The organism is Ensifer sp. Root278, from assembly GCF_001429285.1.
Taxonomy (GTDB): Bacteria; Pseudomonadota; Alphaproteobacteria; order Rhizobiales; family Rhizobiaceae; genus Ensifer.
Genome location: NZ_LMJJ01000012.1, coordinates 319,400 through 335,466, shown reverse-complemented (window position 1 = coordinate 335,466; position 16,067 = coordinate 319,400). Strand labels below are relative to the sequence as shown.

Sequence of the window (16,067 nt, the reverse complement as noted above, 5' to 3'; positions counted from 1 at the left end):
TTTTCTGTCAAAGCGAGTATGGCAGCGTCCTGTTGCGTGTAAATGTTACGGCAATTGGGCAGCCGGATATGCAGTCAGCTTTCCGCTGAACTGTGGTTCAGATACGACAGAATATGGTGTTTCCGCGTCGGTTTGCCAATCGCGGGCAAGTGGGCGTAGGCCTGCTCCGTCAGTTCGCGCGGTCGCGCTGCTGCAAGCGCAGGCGGGCGATACGGTTCCATTCGCCGGTGCGCTCCGCCTCGCGGGTTGCGGCGGCAACGAAGTCGATATGGTTCTGCGACGCGGCCTTTGCTTTCGCCGGATCCCTCGCCATGATCGCGTCGTAGATCGCCTCGTGCTGGCCAAGCAGCCGATCGCGCGCGCCCGGTGCATCGAAAACCGAGTTGCGGTGAAAGAAGATGCCCTGCTGAAGCAGCCGATAACAGGCGCGCAGCGTATGCATCAGGATGATGTTGTGGGCGCTCTCACCGATTGCCTGGTGCAGCTCGATATCGGCCTCGAGCTCCGCCTCGAAGTCGCCGGCGGCGTGCGCTGTACGCATGCGCTCGATGATCCTGGTCAGGATGTCCCGGTCGAAATCCGTGGCGCGGGTGGCGGCCAGTTCTGCGGTCAGGCCCTCCAGCTCGCGCCGGTATTCGAGATAATCCTGGGTCGCCTTGTGATGACGGGCAATCAGGTCGATCAGCGGCCTGGAGAAAATCTTCCCTACGACATCGGCGACGAAGGTGCCGCCGCCATGGTGGCTTTCGACCAGGCCGCGTCCTTCGAGTTCCTTGAGCGCCTCGCGCAGGATCGGCCTCGATACGTCGAAGCGTTTGGAAAGCTCCCTTTCGCCCGGTAAACGATCGCCGTCGCGCAGCACGCCTTCGAGGATAAGGAGCTCGATCTGATGCACGACTTCGTCCGCCGTGCGGCTGTGGCTGATGCGGGCGAAGAGGTCGATCTGGTCGTCGGTCACGTCTTGGTCTCCCGGATCACGATGAATTTCGGTCTTTTCGGCCCAAAATTGATCATGATTCTCATAGGTTAGAGCGGGAGGGGACGGAAATCCGGCCTAGGTTGCTCGCACCGCTCTGCGCCGCAATCTAGGCAGCCGGCGGCAAGTGGTCAATTTGCTTGTCCACTTTGTGCGGCTGACAAAAGTCAAACTGCGGCAATGCGTCCTTTTTCTTTTGCTCGTTCGATTGATAAGAGAGTCGTGATGAACGCGTGAGGGGGACAAGAGCGCTTCATGGCAAAGGGTAGTTTTGCATTTCCGGTGGCGCCGATGCGCGCCTTGGCCTTGGGCGAGGTTCATTCGCGCCCCTATGCGCTGGTCACCACGCCGCGGGTGATCTTTCAGCTCGCCTTCCTGACGGATGGCGGCTCGATCGTCGATCATGCCGTGTTGTCGGAGCTGTCGCGCGCACGCGGCATCGCACCGCCGGGGCGGGACGCGAACCATCATGCAATGCCCTGGGGGCAGGGCACGTTGCGTTGGGAGCGTCACACCGAGTTCTCCACCTACTTCTGGGATGCGCCGCCGCCGGAGCAGTTCGGCGGCGAGGTGCCGATCCATCCCTTCGGCGACGGCTTTTCGCCGCCGGGCTCGCTGATCTCGGGCATCCGCCTGGAGATCCGGCCGGACACGCCCGAAACCCGTGACGCGATCGGGCTCTTCGATCCGACGAGCCTCTGCTACAGCGAAACCAAGAACGGCCAGGCGGTAATCGTCACCGACTTCCGCCAGAACGGCGACGGCCTGACCCAGATACTGGTCATCGACCGTGGCATGACCGAGGCAGGCACCGGCGCGCTCATTCAGCGCCTGCTCGATATCGAGACCTACCGGACACTGGCGATGATGGGCCTGCCGCTCGCCCAGTCGCTGTCGCCGGAGATCCGCCGGACCGAGGATGGCTTGACCGGAATCACCCAGCGCATGAAGGAAAATGTGCGCGAGGAGGCCGACGACATGCTGGCCGAGATCACCCGGCTTGCCGCCGACCTCGAGGCGGGTGCCGCGCTCAGCCTCTATCGCTTCGGCGCCAGCCGCGCCTATTACGGCATCGTGCAGGAGCGCATTCGCACGCTCTCCGAGACGCCGCTTCCGGGCTACGAGACCATCGGTACCTTCCTCGAACGACGCCTCGCGCCGGCGATGCGCACCTGCCAGTCGGTCGAGGAGCGCCAGGCCAACCTGTCGCGCAAGCTCGCCCGCGCCACCGCTCTTCTCAGAAGCTGGGTCGATGTTGAGCTCGAACGGCAGAACAGCGCGCTTTTGAACTCGATGGACCGGCGCGCCAAGCTGCAGCTACGCCTGCAGCAGACCGTCGAAGGCCTGTCGGTCGCCGCCATTTCCTACTACGTCGTTGGCCTGTTCGGCTATCTCGCCAAGGCCGTCAGCCACGAGCTGCCGATCGATCCGGGCCTCTTGACTGGCCTTGCCGTTCCCTTCGCCGTTGCCGGCGTCTGGCTGATCGTGCGCCGCATCCGCCGCCATCACGAGGAAGGTGAGCACAAGTAAGCAATTCCAACAAAAGTGTGCAGCGGTTTTGCGTCGGGAATTGCGAGAAACAAGCAATTCCAGCAAAAGTGTGCAGCGGTCATACGTCCGGAATTGCGAGAAACAGGCAATTCCAGCAAAGTGTGCAGCGGTTTTGCGTCCGGAGTTGCCAGAAACAAAACTACTGCTCCCAATAGGGGATCGGCCCGTAAAGCCCGGCCAGGTAGTCGATGAAAAGGCGCACCTTGGCCGGCAGGAACTGCCGGCTCGGGTAAACGGCCGAGAGCGTCAGTTGCTTCGAACCCTCCCATTGCGGCAGCACCTGTACCAGCTGGCCGCTGCGCAATTCCGGGCCGATGTCCCAGGTGGAGCGCAGCGCAATGCCCGCGCCGGCGATGACGGCGGCGCGCACGATCTCGGAGGAATTGGTCACGAGCGGCCCCTCCGGGTGCCAGACCAGCGCGCCTTCCGGCCCTTCGAGCTTCCAGTTGTCGTTGTTGTGCGCCGGCAGGCAGAGATGGTCTGCGAGGTCGCCGATCTCCTTCGGTTCGCCATTGCGGGCGATGTATTCCGGCGAGGCGCAGAGAAGCCGCCGCACCGGCGCAAGCTTCCTTGCCACCAGGGATGAGTCTACCAATTCGCCGATCCTGACCGCCATGTCGAAGCCTTCCGCGACGATATCCGTGAATTCGTCCGTCAGCACGATGTGCAGTTTCAGGTCCGGATGGTCCTTCATGAACTTCGTCAGATGCGGCGCGATGTGCATCCGGCCGAAGGAAGTTGGCGCTGAAATTCTGAGCACGCCGAGCGCATGCGATGAGCGTCCGGAGGCATAGGCCTCGGCCTCCTCGATGCCCGAGAGAATGCCAAGTACGCGATCGTAGAACCCCTGGCCGGCTTCGGTCAGAGAGATCTGGCGTGTCGTGCGCTGCAACAGCCGCGTTCCGAGGCGATCTTCGAGCCTCTTGATGCGCTTGGAGATCACAGCTGGGGAAAACCCCAGCGCCCGCCCCGCTGCCGACATACTGCCGGTGGAAACGACCCGTGCAAAAATCTCAAGATCGCCTAAATTCGTCATCAATCGTTGCCATTATTTCCAAAACGGAAAAGCTCAATAGCATTTGCAGGGACTCTAGCCTAGTGGTAAAGAAAATAGACCAATTTACATGCGGCGGGAGAAACTGATGGCGGAGACGATCGGTTTTCTGCAACCGAAACAGGCTGTTATCGCCCGGCGCCGCGAGATCGTCGCCGACCTCGCCGACCTGTTGCCCGAGGGCTGCCTGATCAGCGACGAGCGCGGGCTGAAGCCCTTCGAGACAGATGCCTTTATCGCCTATCGTCGCATGCCGCTTGCCGTCGCGCTGCCGGAGACGACCGAGCAGGTCGCAGCCCTTCTCAAATATTGCAGCCGCTATGGCATCCCGGTCGTGCCGCGCGGCGCCGGAACCTCGCTTTCGGGCGGTGCCATCCCGCAGGAGGATGCGGTCGTCATCGGCCTTTCGAAGATGTCGCGCATACTCGATATCGACCTCTTCAATCGCGCCGCGACGGTTCAGGCAGGCGTCACCAATCTCAATATTTCCGAGGCGGTTTCCGCCGACGGTTTCTTCTATGCGCCGGACCCGAGTTCGCAGCTTGCCTGCACGATCGGCGGTAACATCGGCATGAATTCCGGCGGCGCCCATTGCCTGAAATATGGCGTTACCACCAACAATCTGCTCGGCGTGAAGATGGTGCTGTTCGATGGCACGGTTATCGAGCTCGGCGGCAAGGCGCTGGATTCGGTGGGCTACGATCTGCTCGGCCTCGTCTGCGGTTCCGAGGGGCAGCTCGGCATCGTCACCGAAGCGACGGTGCGGTTGATCGCCAAGCCGGAGGGTGCCCGTCCCGTGCTCTTCGGCTTTGCCTCTTCCGAAGCGGCCGGCGCTTGCGTCGCCGATGTCATCGGCTCCGGTATCATCCCCGTCGCGATCGAGTTCATGGACAAGCCGGCGATCGAGATCTGCGAAGCCTTCGCCCATGCCGGCTATCCGCTCGATGTCGAAGCGCTGTTGATCGTCGAAGTCGAAGGCTCCGAGCCGGAAATGGATGCGACGCTTGCCGGTATCGTTGCGGTCGCGCGCCGTCATGGGGTGGCGACGATCAAAGAGTGCCAGTCGGCCATGGAAGCGGCTGCGATCTGGAAAGGCCGGAAATCCGCCTTCGGCGCCACCGGCCGCATCGCCGATTATATCTGCATGGACGGTACGGTGCCGCTCAGCCAGCTTTCGCATGTGCTGCGTCGCACCGGTGAGATCGTTGCGAGCTACGGCCTGCGCGTCGCCAATGTCTTCCACGCCGGCGACGGCAACATGCATCCGCTGATCCTCTACAACATCAACGACCCGGAGGATGCGGCGCGCGCCGAAGCCGCCGGCAACGATATCCTCAAGCTCTGTGTTGACGCCGGCGGTTGCCTGACGGGCGAGCACGGCGTGGGCATCGAAAAGCGGGACCTCATGCTACACCAGTACAACCGGATCGACCTCGACCAGCAGATGGCGGCACGGGCCGCCTTCGATCCGCAATGGATCCTGAACCCGTCCAAGGTCTTCCCGCTCGAAGGGCGTCCCGCCGCATGATCGTGCATTTCGAACCGGCAAGCGAAGAGGGGATTGCGACCGTCGTTCGCGCGATGGCGGCCGATAGGGCTTCGCTCGCGTTGATCGGCGGCAACACGCGCTCGGGTCTTGGCAATCCCGTGCGTGCCGACCGGGTACTGTCGACGCGCCGCTTGTCCGGCATCGTCAGCTACAATCCGGCCGAGATGACGATCACCGCGCTTGCGGGGACGCCGCTGCGCGCGATCGAAGAAGCACTGGCCGAGAACCGGCAGATGCTTGCCTTCGAACCGATGGACCATCGGCCGATTTTCGCCTCGTCGGGCGAGCCGACGATCGGCGGGGTCTTCGCCGCCAACGCCTCCGGCCCCCGGCGCTATGTCGCCGGTGCCGCCCGCGACAGCCTGCTCGGCGTTCGCTTCGTCAACGGTGAGGGGGAGGCAATCAAGGCCGGCGGACGGGTGATGAAGAACGTCACCGGCCTGGATCTTGTCAAGCTTTTGGCCGGCTCGCACGGCACGCTCGGCATCCTCACCGAAGTCACCTTCCGCGTCCTGCCGCTGCCGCCAGCGTCCGAGACCATTGTGGTCTCCGGGCTCAACGATGCCGAAGCCGCGGCGATCATGGCCGAGGCGATGGCGCAGACGGTGGAAGTTTCGGGTGCTGCCCATCTACCGGAAAGCGTGCGCGGGCGGTTCCTGGATGGCGGGCTTCCGGACGGCGCCGCGACGGTACTGCGGCTCGAAGGACTGGAGGCATCGGTTGCGCTCCGGGCTGAAAAACTGACGAATGCGGTCGGTCGCTTCGGCGCGGTGACCCGGCTCGATGCTATCAGGACATCGAGGCTCTGGGCCGAGATCCGCGACGTCAAACCCTATGCCGACGGCACCAGGAAGCCGCTCTGGCGCGTCTCCGTCGCTCCATCGCTCGGCCATCAATTGGTGGCGGCGCTCAGGCTGCAGACCGGCGTCGATGCCTTCTATGACTGGCAGGGCGGTCTCGTCTGGCTGCGCATGGAGGCCGACCCCGAAGCGGAACTCGTGCGTCGTTATATAAAGGTTCTCGGTGGCGGCCACGCGACCCTCGTCAAGGCCGAAGAAGGCTATCGTGCCGCCATTCCATCGTTTGAACCACAACCCTTGGCCGTGGCACAATTGAGCGAGCGCGTCCGCGCGAAGTTCGATCCGCACCGGATCTTCAATCCGGGCCGCATGGCTGCGGTCTCCTGAGGCGACGGCGGTGGAACATGGGAGGAGTTGATGAGCGATAATGGTCCGCAGACACCGTTTTCCCGCGAGACTGATCGCTGGCTGGAGCCGGGCAAGATCAATGTCCAGGTGATCTATGTCCTTTATCTCGTGGGCTTTGCGGTGGGGATCACTCCGATCATCGGCGTGGTGATGGCCTATCTCAATCGCGGCAAGGGTGCGCCGTGGGTCCAGACGCACTATGAATGGGCGATCCGGACCTTTTGGATCGCCCTGTTGTTCGGCGTAATATCGTTGCTGCTGACGGTGCTGTTGATCGGCGTTCTCGGTTTCATCGCCACCGCCGTCTGGATCGTCGTGCGCTGCGTCGTCGGCCTGCAACGGGCCGCGCGCCAGGAGCCGATCACCAATCCCGAAAGCTGGATGGTGTAGACCACGGCGCAAACCCTGAAACCGGGTCCGGTCGAAGGATGCTGAAATGAGAATGCCGCGGTGACCGAAGCACGTCGCAAGTGCCCGTTACCGCGGAACCGGAAAGTGGAGTTCGCGTTTGCAGACCAATTTTACCCCCGCGCAGCTTGCCGACCCGCATGTGGCCGAATCCGAGGCCATCCTGCGCAAATGCGTGCACTGCGGCTTCTGCACCGCCACCTGTCCGACCTATGTGACGCTCGGCGACGAACTCGATAGTCCGCGCGGGCGCATCTATCTCATCAAGGACATGCTGGAAAACGGCAGGGCGGCCGACAAGGAAACGGTCACCCACATCGACCGCTGTCTCTCTTGTCTCGCCTGCACAACCACCTGTCCCTCCGGCGTCGACTACATGCATCTGGTCGACCATGCGCGCGTCCACATCGAAAACACCTATCGGCGCCCGTTTAAGGACAGACTGGCGCGTTCCGTGCTGGCGGCGGTGCTGCCCTATCCCGCGCGCTTCCGCCTGTCGCTGAAGGCGGCCGGCCTTGCCCGGCCCTTCGCAGGGATGATGAAGCGCATGCCGTTGCTGAAGACCTTCGGCGTCATGCTCGATCTCGCGCCAAGCGCTGTGCCGCAGCCCTCTACTTCCGCCATGCCCGGCGTCCACACGGCGCAGGGAAAACGTGTCGGTCGTGTCGCGCTCCTGTCCGGATGCGCGCAGCCGGTGCTGAAGCCGGAGATCAACGAGGCGACGATCCGTCTTTTGACGCGCTTTGGTGTCGAGGTGGTTGTTTCGGCCGGCGAAGGCTGTTGCGGCGCCCTGGTGCACCACATGGGCCGCGAGAACCAGGCGCTTGAGGCGGCGCGCCGCAACGTCGACGCCTGGCTGAAGGTCGCAGACGAGGGCGGGCTCGATGCCATCGTCATCACCGCTTCGGGCTGTGGAACGACGATCAAGGACTACGGCCACATGCTGCGGCTCGATCCTGAGTATGCAGAAAAGGCGGCACGTGTCTCGGCGCTGGCAAAAGACATCACCGAGTACCTGTCTACCCTGGACCTGCCGGAACAGGATGCGAGGGGCATGACGCTTGCCTATCATTCCGCCTGCTCCATGCAGCATGGCCAGAAGATCACCGTGGCGCCGAAGCAGCTTTTGAAGCGTGCTGGCTTCGTCGTCCGCGATCCGGCCGAAGGCCACCTCTGCTGCGGTTCGGCCGGCACCTACAACATCCTGCAGCCGGAAATCTCGGCGAAACTGAAGGCGCGCAAGGTCAAGAACATCGAGGCGACGAAGCCGGATGCGATCGCGACCGGCAATATCGGCTGCATTACCCAGATCGCCAGCGGCACTGCGATCCCCATCCTGCATACGGTCGAACTGCTCGACTGGGCCTATGGTGGAGCAAAGCCCAAGGGGCTCTGATGGACAGGCAAAAGGCCGGCTCCGTGAGGAACCGGCCTTTCAAACTGTGCATGGTCGATGACCGTCAGCCGCCGAAGATCTGGCGGAAGATGTCGACGCCGCGATCGTCGAAATAGGTGTCGCCGGCTTTGCTGCCGGGGCCGATGACGATGACCTTGGTGCCGATGTCGGCGCGATCGTAGAGGTGTTCCACGTCGTCGTTCATCATGCGGATGCATCCGGATGACATGTTCTGGCCGATGGTCCAGGGCTGGTTGGTGCCATGGATCCGGAAGATCGTGTCGCGGCCGCCCTTGTAGAGATACATGGCGCGGGCGCCGAGCGGGTTGTCGATGCCGCCTTCCTGGGTGACCGGCAGGATGCGGCCCTTGGCAGCCTCGCGCTGGCGCATCTCCGCCGGCGGTGTCCAGGTCGGCCATTCGGCCTTGCGGCCAACCTTCACGACACCCGACCAGCCGAAGCCGTCGCGGCCGACACCGATGCCGTAGCGCGTCGCGCGGTTCGGGCCGTCGATGTAGTAAAGGTACTTGTTGTTGGTATCGACGATGATCGTGCCGGGGGCTTCGTCGGTGCGGAAGCGAACCTTGGTGCGCCAGTATTGTTTTGCCGGCTTCTTCGGCGTGGCCACGAGTACAACGTCTGATGATTTGACCTTGGAGCCTGTCGCCGGCGTCGGCGTGAAAGCCGAGGCGCTGGCGGCGACAAGAATAGTGCTGGTCGCGATGGCGATCGCGACCACTTTGCTGGCATGACGCTTCATATACGATTCCCTCTAACCCTCGTTGCAGGCAGGCTAAGCAAAATGCGCCGAAGTTCAAGCCTGCCATACAGCCGGCGGACCGCCGAACTTATATCTGTTCATGCTGCTGTTGCCTGAAAATCACGCATAGGCAATAGCAAAACGTGCGAAGGGGAGGGAATATTCTATGCTATGCTCCAATTATATGACGATAACCTTCGTGCCCACCTTCACGTGCTCGTAAAGGTCGACGACGTCTTCATTGCGCATGCGGATGCAGCCGGAGGAAACGGCATAGCCAATCGTCCAGGGCGCATTGGTGCCGTGGATTCGATAGAGCGTCGAGCCGAGATACATGGCGCGCGCGCCAAGCGGGTTTTCCGGGCCGCCGTCCATGCGCGCCGGCAGGTAGTGGCCCTTGGAGGCCTCGCGGCTGATCATCTCCTGCGGCGGCGTCCAGCTCGGCCACTCCGCCTTGCGGGTGACCTTGTGGGCGCCTGCCCATTCGAACCCCGGCTTGCCGACGCCGACGCCATAGCGCCGTGCCTCGCCGTTGCCAGTCACCAGATAGAGAAAGCGGTTGTTCGTATCGATGACGATCGTGCCCGGCTTTTCCTTGCTCTCATAGGCGACCGTCTGCGGCAGGTATTGCGGGTCGAATTTCGACTTGACCGGCCGCTGGGCGCGCATGGCGTTGGCCGGCTGGATCAGCGGGTTGATGGTGCGGCGCTTGACCTGCGGCTGTGCGACCTGTCCCTGATAATACTGTTTTCGGGTGGCTGCCGGAATCTGCTGCCGGTAGATGACCTGCCGCGTGCGGGCCTGCTGCACGCCGAGCTGCATTACCCAGGGGGCGGTGAGGTCGGGGCTGACGACCACCGGAGGCCGGTTCTGATACCGATCCTGCGCCACGGCGGGAGCGGCGACGAGGGTCAGCAGGGAGACTGCTAAAAGAAGGGATTTTTTCAACATCGGACGGACTCGCTACCTTTCGCCGAAATTCATCAAGGGGCGCAGACAGCCGAAGAACCGGACGCTCGAGCGGGGGGTATGCGCCTTGGCAATGGCGCGATCGTGTCACCGGGGGGCCACCGAATGGTAAACGGCGCTTCATTAAAAGGCGAAGGCGCCGATAAAGCTTTGGGTAGGGTTATCCGCCGCTTTAGGAATCTGGTTTGCAAATGGTAAAGGCAAGGAAATGAACAGGATGGAGCGAGGAAAGCGATGACGGTCAAGGGCATAGTGATCGGCGAGGACGGACTTCAGCGCTGCGCCTGGCAGGGCAATCTCGACGACTACCGTCGCTATCATGACGACGAATGGGGCCGTCCGGTCACCGACGATCGCCGCCTGTTCGAGAAGATCTGCCTCGAAGGGTTCCAGTCCGGCCTGTCATGGCTGACGATCCTGCGCAAGCGCGAGGCATTCCGTGCCGCCTTTGCCGGCTTCGATTTCGACAAGGTCGCGATGTTCGATGAGACCGATATCGAGCGCTGCCTTGCCGATACCGGCATCGTGCGCCATCGCGGCAAGATCGTCTCGACCATCAACAATGCCCGTCGCGCCCAGGAACTCAGGCAGGAATTCGGTTCGCTCGCGGGCTATTTCTGGTCCTACGAGCCGCAGGCAGCCGAGCGCCCGAAACTGGTAACCTACGAGGCGATCGTCGCCAACCCGACGACCCCGACCTCGACGCGGATTTCCAAGGACCTGAAGAAGCGCGGCTGGACTTTCGTCGGCCCGACGACGATCTACGCCTTCATGCAGGCCATGGGCCTCGTCAACGATCACATCGAAGGCTGCCATTGCCGTGTGGTTGTCGAGGAATTGCGTGGCAAGCTCGCAAGACCCAGGGCTCGCGTGGCCTGAGTGAAGCGCCCGTCGTCAGCTTGGCGATGGGCGTTTCCCGGTGAGGGAGCGCCATCGAGGCGCCTCATAGAGCTGCTTCAGTCCAAGGGAAAAGGGTCTGCGGTTTCAAGTTTTGCGCTCAAGCGCAGAGTATCACGCGCTCGCGCGGAAAGGCAAAGACGCCTTGCAGCAGATCCTCGCCGGTTGGGGTATCGAGCACGGACCGCCCGACGCAGATAAGCTGCGCCGCTTGCGATGTCGGCGCGCGCACCATGGCGGTAAAGCAGAACGAGGATGACGAGGCGGTCGCCTGTTCGAGTATGTTGAGCACGGTTGGGCGATCCTTGCGGTCATAAGCGCGCACCAGATCGATGACACCGCAGGAAGGAGCGGAGATGCCGAGCAAGGCGGCGGTATTTTGGCCGAGCTGGAAAATGCCGGTCTCGAGATCGCAGCGCCAGGCTTCGATGAGGTAGGTCCCCTCGTCGAGGCCCCGCATCCAATTGTCATGTGCGCCCAGATGTCCGGGCCGGATCGCCCCGCAGCCCGGTGTCATGAATCTCAACATGATGCCCATCCCTCTCTTCGCGCCGACGGCGAGACGTCTCCGCAGAAATCCGCCATTCCCGATGAAATGGTTCGCCGTTCCATTTTGCCGTTGGGGTATTAGGTCCGATGCTCGCATTGCATCCGGAGTGACCTGCGGGTAAATGCCGGACCGAAAATAGCCGATGATCTCCATGATCGAAACGTCGGCGATCGATCGAGCGATAAACTTTTAGTGATTGTTGGCGATTTATTGCGCCTTATGGTTGAAGTCAACCCGTTCCGATCGATAGGTCGAGACGACCGGCTCCAGCTTCGGCTCGCGCCGAGTACCCCGCATCGCTTGCTACGACCAGCGCGACGCGCGCTTTGCGCGGTGCAAACCCTTGCCGCCCCCCACTTGATCCGATAGGGAAAGCAGCCAACACGCTGACAGTCCGGAATGCTCCCATGACCGAGAAACAGAAGAAACCGCAGAAGCTCAAGGCGCGCCTGCCGCGCGGCTTTGTCGATCGCTCCGCCGCCGATATCCGTGCGACCGACGAAATGATCGGCAAGATCCGGGCGGTCTACGAGCATTATGGTTTCGATCCGGTCGAAACGCCGCTGTTCGAATATACCGACGCGCTCGGCAAGTTCCTGCCGGATAGCGACCGGCCCAACGAAGGCGTCTTCTCGCTGACGGACGATGACGACCAGTGGATGTCGCTGCGCTACGACCTGACGGCGCCGCTCGCCCGCCACGTTGCCGAGAATTTCAACGAGATCCAGCTGCCGTTCCGCACCTACCGTGCCGGTTACGTCTTCCGCAACGAAAAGCCGGGTCCGGGCCGCTTCCGCCAGTTCATGCAGTTCGACGCCGATACGGTCGGTGCCGCCGGCGTCCAGGCGGATGCCGAAATGTGCATGATGATGGCCGACACCATGGAAGCCCTCGGCATCGCGCGCGGCGACTACGTGATCCGCGTCAATAACCGCAAGGTGCTCGACGGCGTCATGGAGGCGATCGGTCTCGGCGGTGACGACAAGGCGAACGCGCGCCTGACGGTGCTGCGCGCCATCGACAAGCTTGACAAGTTCGGCACCGAAGGCGTGCGGCTCCTGCTCGGCGAAGGCCGCAAGGATGAGAGCGGCGACTTCACCAAGGGCGCCGGCCTGAGTGCCGAGCAGATCGACAAGGTGCTCTTCTTCGTCGGCATCAAGGACTATGCCGAAAGCGCCGCCGATCTCGCTGCCCTGGTTGCCGGTACGGCCAAGGGTGGGGAAGGCGTCGAGGAACTGAACACGATCCGCAGTCTGGTTCTGAGCGTCGGCTACGAGGCCGATCGTATCAAGATCGACCCCTCGGTCGTGCGCGGTCTTGAATACTACACCGGCCCAGTCTTCGAGGCCGAGCTGCAGTTTGCCGTCACCAACGAGAAGGGCGAGAAGGTCGTCTTCGGTTCGGTTGGCGGCGGCGGCCGCTATGATGGCCTCGTGTCGCGCTTCATGGGCCAGCCGGTGCCGGCCACCGGTTTCTCGATCGGCGTTTCCCGTCTGATGACGGCGCTGAAGAACCTCGGCAAGCTCGGCGCGTCGGAAGTGCTCGCCCCGGTCGTCGTCTGTGTCATGGACCGCGACATCGAAAGCATGGGACACTACCAGCGTTTCGTGCAGCAGCTGCGCCACGCCGGCATCCGCGCTGAGATGTACCAGGGCAACAAGAAGAATTTTGGCGATCAGCTGAAATATGCCGACCGCCGCGGCTCGCCGCTGGCGATCATCCAGGGTGGCGACGAACGCGCCGCCGGTCTCGTGCAGATCAAGGATCTGATCGAGGGCAAGCGCCTGTCGGGTGAGATCGAGGACAATGCGGCCTGGCGCGAGGCGCGCGTGGCCCAGGTTTCCGTTCCAGTGGGTGATCTGGTTACGAAAGTCCAGGAGATGCTGGCGGCGCAGGCCGAGGATCGAAAATCAACTCTGGTAAATTCGGAGAAAGAGTACCAAGCCGATCGAGAAGCTGATGAAGATGAAAATCTGCTTTGAATTTAGCAGTCTGCTAACGCGGGTTGGTATGAGTAGAAAATGCCTCTGATCAACCTACCCATTTTCGCGGACGCGCTGCTTGCCGATTTCGAAAGCCTCGGCGCGCTGCGCGTCGACACGCCGGTGATCCAGCCGGCCGAACCCTTCCTCGCCATGGCCGGCGAGGATCTGCGCCGTCGCATCTTCATGACCGAGAGCGAGACCGGCGAGAGCCTGTGCCTGCGCCCGGAATTCACCATTCCGGTCTGCCTGCGCCACATCGAGGCGGTGACCGGCACGCCGAAGCGCTACGCCTATCTCGGCGAGGTCTTCCGCCAGCGCCGCGAAGGCGGCAACGAGTTCTACCAGGCCGGCATCGAGGATCTCGGTGATACGGATATCGCCAGCGCCGATGCGCGCATCGTCGGCGATGCCATGCGTGTTGTCGCCAACCGTCTACCCGGTCGCGCCCTCAGCGTGACTCTCGGTGACCAGGCTGTGTTCGAAGCCGTCGTCGGCGCCTGCGGCCTGCCGGCCGGCTGGCAGAAGCGGCTGATCCATGCCTTTGGCGACCAGAAGCACCTGCAGAAGCTGCTCACCGAACTCGCTCATCCGCGGACGGTCGGTGTCTTCGGCCCTGAGGTGGTGCGCCTGTCGATGGACGGATTGCTTGAGGATGAAGCCCGCCTCATCGCCCATATCGCCGAAACGATGGAATCGACCGGCTACTCCACCAATGCCAGCCGCTCGCCGCAGGACATCGCCCGGCGGCTGAAGGAAAAGATGGAGCTGGCGAACACGCAGCTCGATCGCAAGACGCTGGACCAGGTTGGCGCGTTCCTGGCGCTCGACGTTCCGCTCGCCGATGCTCCGGCGGCACTCTTCGCCTTCGCGCAGAAGTCCGGCCTCAAGCTCGATGAGGCGCTCATCCGCTTCGATGCCCGTGTCGCAGCACTTTCCAAGGCCGGTGCCGACATAGGCGCGATCCGCTACCGCGCTGCCTTCGGTCGTCCGCTCGACTATTACACAGGCCTCGTCTTCGAGGTCGAAGTCGCCGGCATTCAGGCAGTTCTGGCCGGCGGAGGTCGCTTTGACCGGCTGCTGACGCTGCTCGGCGCCCGCGAACACATTCCCGCCGTCGGTTTCTCGCTCTGGCTCGACCGCATCGAAAAGGCGATTACCTCCCAGGGAGGCGTTCAATGACCATCACCATCGCGCTGCCGTCCAAAGGCCGGATGAAGGATGACGCCTCGGCGATCTTTGAGCGGGCCGGCATGAAGATCGTCGCCGTCGGTAACGATCGCTCCTATCGCGGCCGGGTCGAAGGTTCTGATGATGTGGAGATCGCGTTCCTGTCGGCCTCCGAGATTTCCCGCGAACTTGGCAATGGCTCGATCGATTTCGGCGTCACCGGCGAAGACCTGGTGCGCGAGGGGCTCGCCAATGCCGATGCCCGCGTCGAGTTCTGCGCCCGTCTCGGCTTCGGTCATGCCGATGTCGTCGTCGCAGTGCCGGAGATCTGGTACGACGTCGACACCATGGCCGATCTCGGCGACGTTGCCGCCGACTTCCGTGCCCGCCATGGCCGCCGCCTGGCGATCGCGACAAAGTACTGGCGGCTGACGCAGAACCACTTCTCGGGAAGCCACGGCATCCAGCTCTATCGCATCGTTGAAAGCCTCGGTGCGACCGAAGGCGCGCCGGCGTCCGGCTCGGCCGACATCATCGTCGATATCACCTCGACCGGCTCGACGCTGAAGGCGAACCATCTGAAGATCCTGACGGACGGCGTGATCCTGCGTTCCGAGGCTTGCCTGGTGCGGGCGCGTAAATCGGCGCATGCCGGCGATCCGGTCGTGGCACGGGTTATTGCGGCGGTTCGCGGCGTGCTTTGACGCTGCGAACGGGGCAGGGCGGAGCCTACGGCTATCTCGCTGGCCCCGTGGACTGCAAAAATTAAAGTAGGGCCCTCACAAAGCGCGCCCTCCGCTCCTATGTAAGGCGTGCAGACGGCGCCCTTGCCGCTTCGTTTCCAGGAGACCTTCATGGCCGATCTTTCCGCCTTTCCGATCACCAAGCGCTGGCCGGCGAAAAACCCCGATATTATCCAACTCTATTCGCTGCCGACGCCGAATGGCGTGAAGGTCTCGATCGCGCTCGAAGAGCTGGGTCTCGCCTACGAGCCTCACCGGGTTGCCTTCGATGCCAACGAGCAGAAATCGCCGGAGTTCGTCTCGCTCAATCCGAATGGCCGCATTCCGGCGATCATCGATCCCAATGGCCCGGACGGCAAGCCGATCGGCCTGTTCGAATCCGGCGCGATCCTGATCTATCTGGCGGAAAAGACCGGAAAACTGCTGCCGGCCGATGCGGCCGGTCGCTACGAGACCATCTGCTGGGTGATGTTCCAGATGGGTGGCATTGGCCCGATGCTCGGTCAGTTCGGTCATTTCTTCAAGTTCGCTGCCGATAAGGTCGCCAACAATTCCTATCCCGTCGAGCGTTACCGTGACGAAGCGAAGCGCCTTCTCGGTGTGCTGGAAGCGCGCCTTGAGGGGCGGCAATGGTTGATGGGTGACGATTACACGATCGCCGACATCGCCACCTACCCCTGGGTCGAAGGCGCGCGCAGGTTCTATGGCGGAGCCGAGGTCCTCGATTACAAGAGCTTTCCGAACGTGATGGCCTGGGTCGAGCGCGGCCTGTCGCGCCCGGCGGCTCTAAAGGGCATGGAAGTGCCGCGCAAGGAATAGCAATCACGACAGCCCTGTGCCTGAGTTGACGAAGC

General features: G+C 62.7%; 15 protein-coding genes. 10 read left to right on the top strand and 5 right to left on the bottom strand.

From position 1 onward, the window contains the following. Positions 1 to 169 precede the first annotated feature (169 nt). Positions 170 to 958 (bottom strand): FadR/GntR family transcriptional regulator, encoded by a 789-nt coding sequence (locus ASE60_RS13090; RefSeq protein WP_082615829.1) that lies wholly within the window; start codon positions 956 to 958, stop codon positions 170 to 172. A 273-nt stretch (positions 959 to 1,231) separates the two neighbouring features. On the opposite strand from ASE60_RS13090, the gene ASE60_RS13085 reads away from it, so the two are divergent. After that, a complete protein-coding gene (locus ASE60_RS13085; protein WP_057250905.1) occupies positions 1,232 to 2,506 on the top strand; it encodes a DUF3422 family protein in 1,275 nt (424 codons plus the stop codon). Positions 2,507 to 2,666: 160 nt separating this feature from the next. On the opposite strand, the gene ASE60_RS13080 is transcribed toward ASE60_RS13085, so the two are convergent. Continuing rightward, the gene (locus ASE60_RS13080) at positions 2,667 to 3,563 is read right to left on the bottom strand and encodes a LysR family transcriptional regulator (protein ID WP_057250904.1); all 897 of its coding nucleotides are present in this window, start codon (positions 3,561 to 3,563) and stop codon (positions 2,667 to 2,669) included. 106 nt (positions 3,564 to 3,669) lie between these two features. Here ASE60_RS13080 and ASE60_RS13075 point away from each other — a divergent pair, with 106 nt between their 5' ends. From ASE60_RS13075 to glcF, 4 genes are all read left to right on the top strand, one after another. Continuing rightward, positions 3,670 to 5,109 carry an FAD-linked oxidase C-terminal domain-containing protein gene (locus tag ASE60_RS13075; protein ID WP_057250902.1) on the top strand — a complete coding sequence of 480 codons (1,440 nt, stop codon included), beginning with the start codon at positions 3,670 to 3,672 and terminating at the stop codon, positions 5,107 to 5,109. Beyond that, on the top strand, positions 5,106 to 6,317 hold the full coding sequence (gene glcE, locus ASE60_RS13070; protein WP_057250900.1) for a glycolate oxidase subunit GlcE: 1,212 nt from the start codon (positions 5,106 to 5,108) through the stop codon (positions 6,315 to 6,317). Before ASE60_RS13075 ends, glcE begins: the two co-directional genes overlap by 4 nt. 30 nt (positions 6,318 to 6,347) lie before the next feature. Continuing rightward, entirely contained in the window at positions 6,348 to 6,728 is a 381-nt protein-coding gene (locus ASE60_RS13065; protein ID WP_057250898.1) for a hypothetical protein, read from the top strand. A 118-nt stretch (positions 6,729 to 6,846) separates the two neighbouring features. Then, positions 6,847 to 8,142 (top strand): glycolate oxidase subunit GlcF, encoded by a 1,296-nt coding sequence (gene glcF, locus ASE60_RS13060; RefSeq protein ID WP_057250896.1) that lies wholly within the window; start codon positions 6,847 to 6,849, stop codon positions 8,140 to 8,142. Between the two features lie 64 nt (positions 8,143 to 8,206). On the opposite strand, the gene ASE60_RS13055 is transcribed toward glcF, so the two are convergent. Continuing rightward, positions 8,207 to 8,902, bottom strand: a complete 696-nt coding sequence (locus tag ASE60_RS13055) for a L,D-transpeptidase (RefSeq protein ID WP_057250895.1) — start codon at positions 8,900 to 8,902, stop codon at positions 8,207 to 8,209. Between the two features lie 180 nt (positions 8,903 to 9,082). Continuing rightward, positions 9,083 to 9,853: a L,D-transpeptidase gene (locus ASE60_RS13050; protein WP_057250893.1), complete on the bottom strand. Its 771-nt coding sequence runs from the start codon at positions 9,851 to 9,853 to the stop codon at positions 9,083 to 9,085. 252 nt (positions 9,854 to 10,105) lie between these two features. On the opposite strand from ASE60_RS13050, the gene ASE60_RS13045 reads away from it, so the two are divergent. Continuing rightward, the gene (locus tag ASE60_RS13045) at positions 10,106 to 10,750 is read left to right on the top strand and encodes a DNA-3-methyladenine glycosylase I (RefSeq protein WP_057250891.1); all 645 of its coding nucleotides are present in this window, start codon (positions 10,106 to 10,108) and stop codon (positions 10,748 to 10,750) included. A 118-nt stretch (positions 10,751 to 10,868) separates the two neighbouring features. On the opposite strand, the gene ASE60_RS13040 is transcribed toward ASE60_RS13045, so the two are convergent. After that, positions 10,869 to 11,471, bottom strand: a complete 603-nt coding sequence (locus ASE60_RS13040; protein WP_244495599.1) for a hypothetical protein — start codon at positions 11,469 to 11,471, stop codon at positions 10,869 to 10,871. Positions 11,472 to 11,725: 254 nt separating this feature from the next. Between ASE60_RS13040 and hisS the strand changes: the two genes are divergently transcribed. From hisS to ASE60_RS13020, 4 genes are all read left to right on the top strand, one after another. After that, positions 11,726 to 13,300, top strand: coding sequence for a histidine--tRNA ligase (gene hisS, locus ASE60_RS13035; RefSeq protein ID WP_057250889.1), 1,575 nt, complete (start codon positions 11,726 to 11,728; stop codon positions 13,298 to 13,300). A 39-nt stretch (positions 13,301 to 13,339) separates the two neighbouring features. After that, on the top strand, positions 13,340 to 14,482 hold the full coding sequence (locus ASE60_RS13030; RefSeq protein WP_057250887.1) for an ATP phosphoribosyltransferase regulatory subunit: 1,143 nt from the start codon (positions 13,340 to 13,342) through the stop codon (positions 14,480 to 14,482). Continuing rightward, complete coding sequence (gene hisG / locus ASE60_RS13025) at positions 14,479 to 15,174, top strand: ATP phosphoribosyltransferase (RefSeq protein ID WP_057250885.1); 696 nt, start codon at positions 14,479 to 14,481, stop codon at positions 15,172 to 15,174. The genes ASE60_RS13030 and hisG overlap by 4 nt, the downstream gene beginning before the upstream one ends. Positions 15,175 to 15,324: 150 nt before the next feature. After that, positions 15,325 to 16,032, top strand: coding sequence for a glutathione binding-like protein (locus tag ASE60_RS13020; RefSeq protein ID WP_057250883.1), 708 nt, complete (start codon positions 15,325 to 15,327; stop codon positions 16,030 to 16,032). Positions 16,033 to 16,067 lie beyond the last annotated feature (35 nt).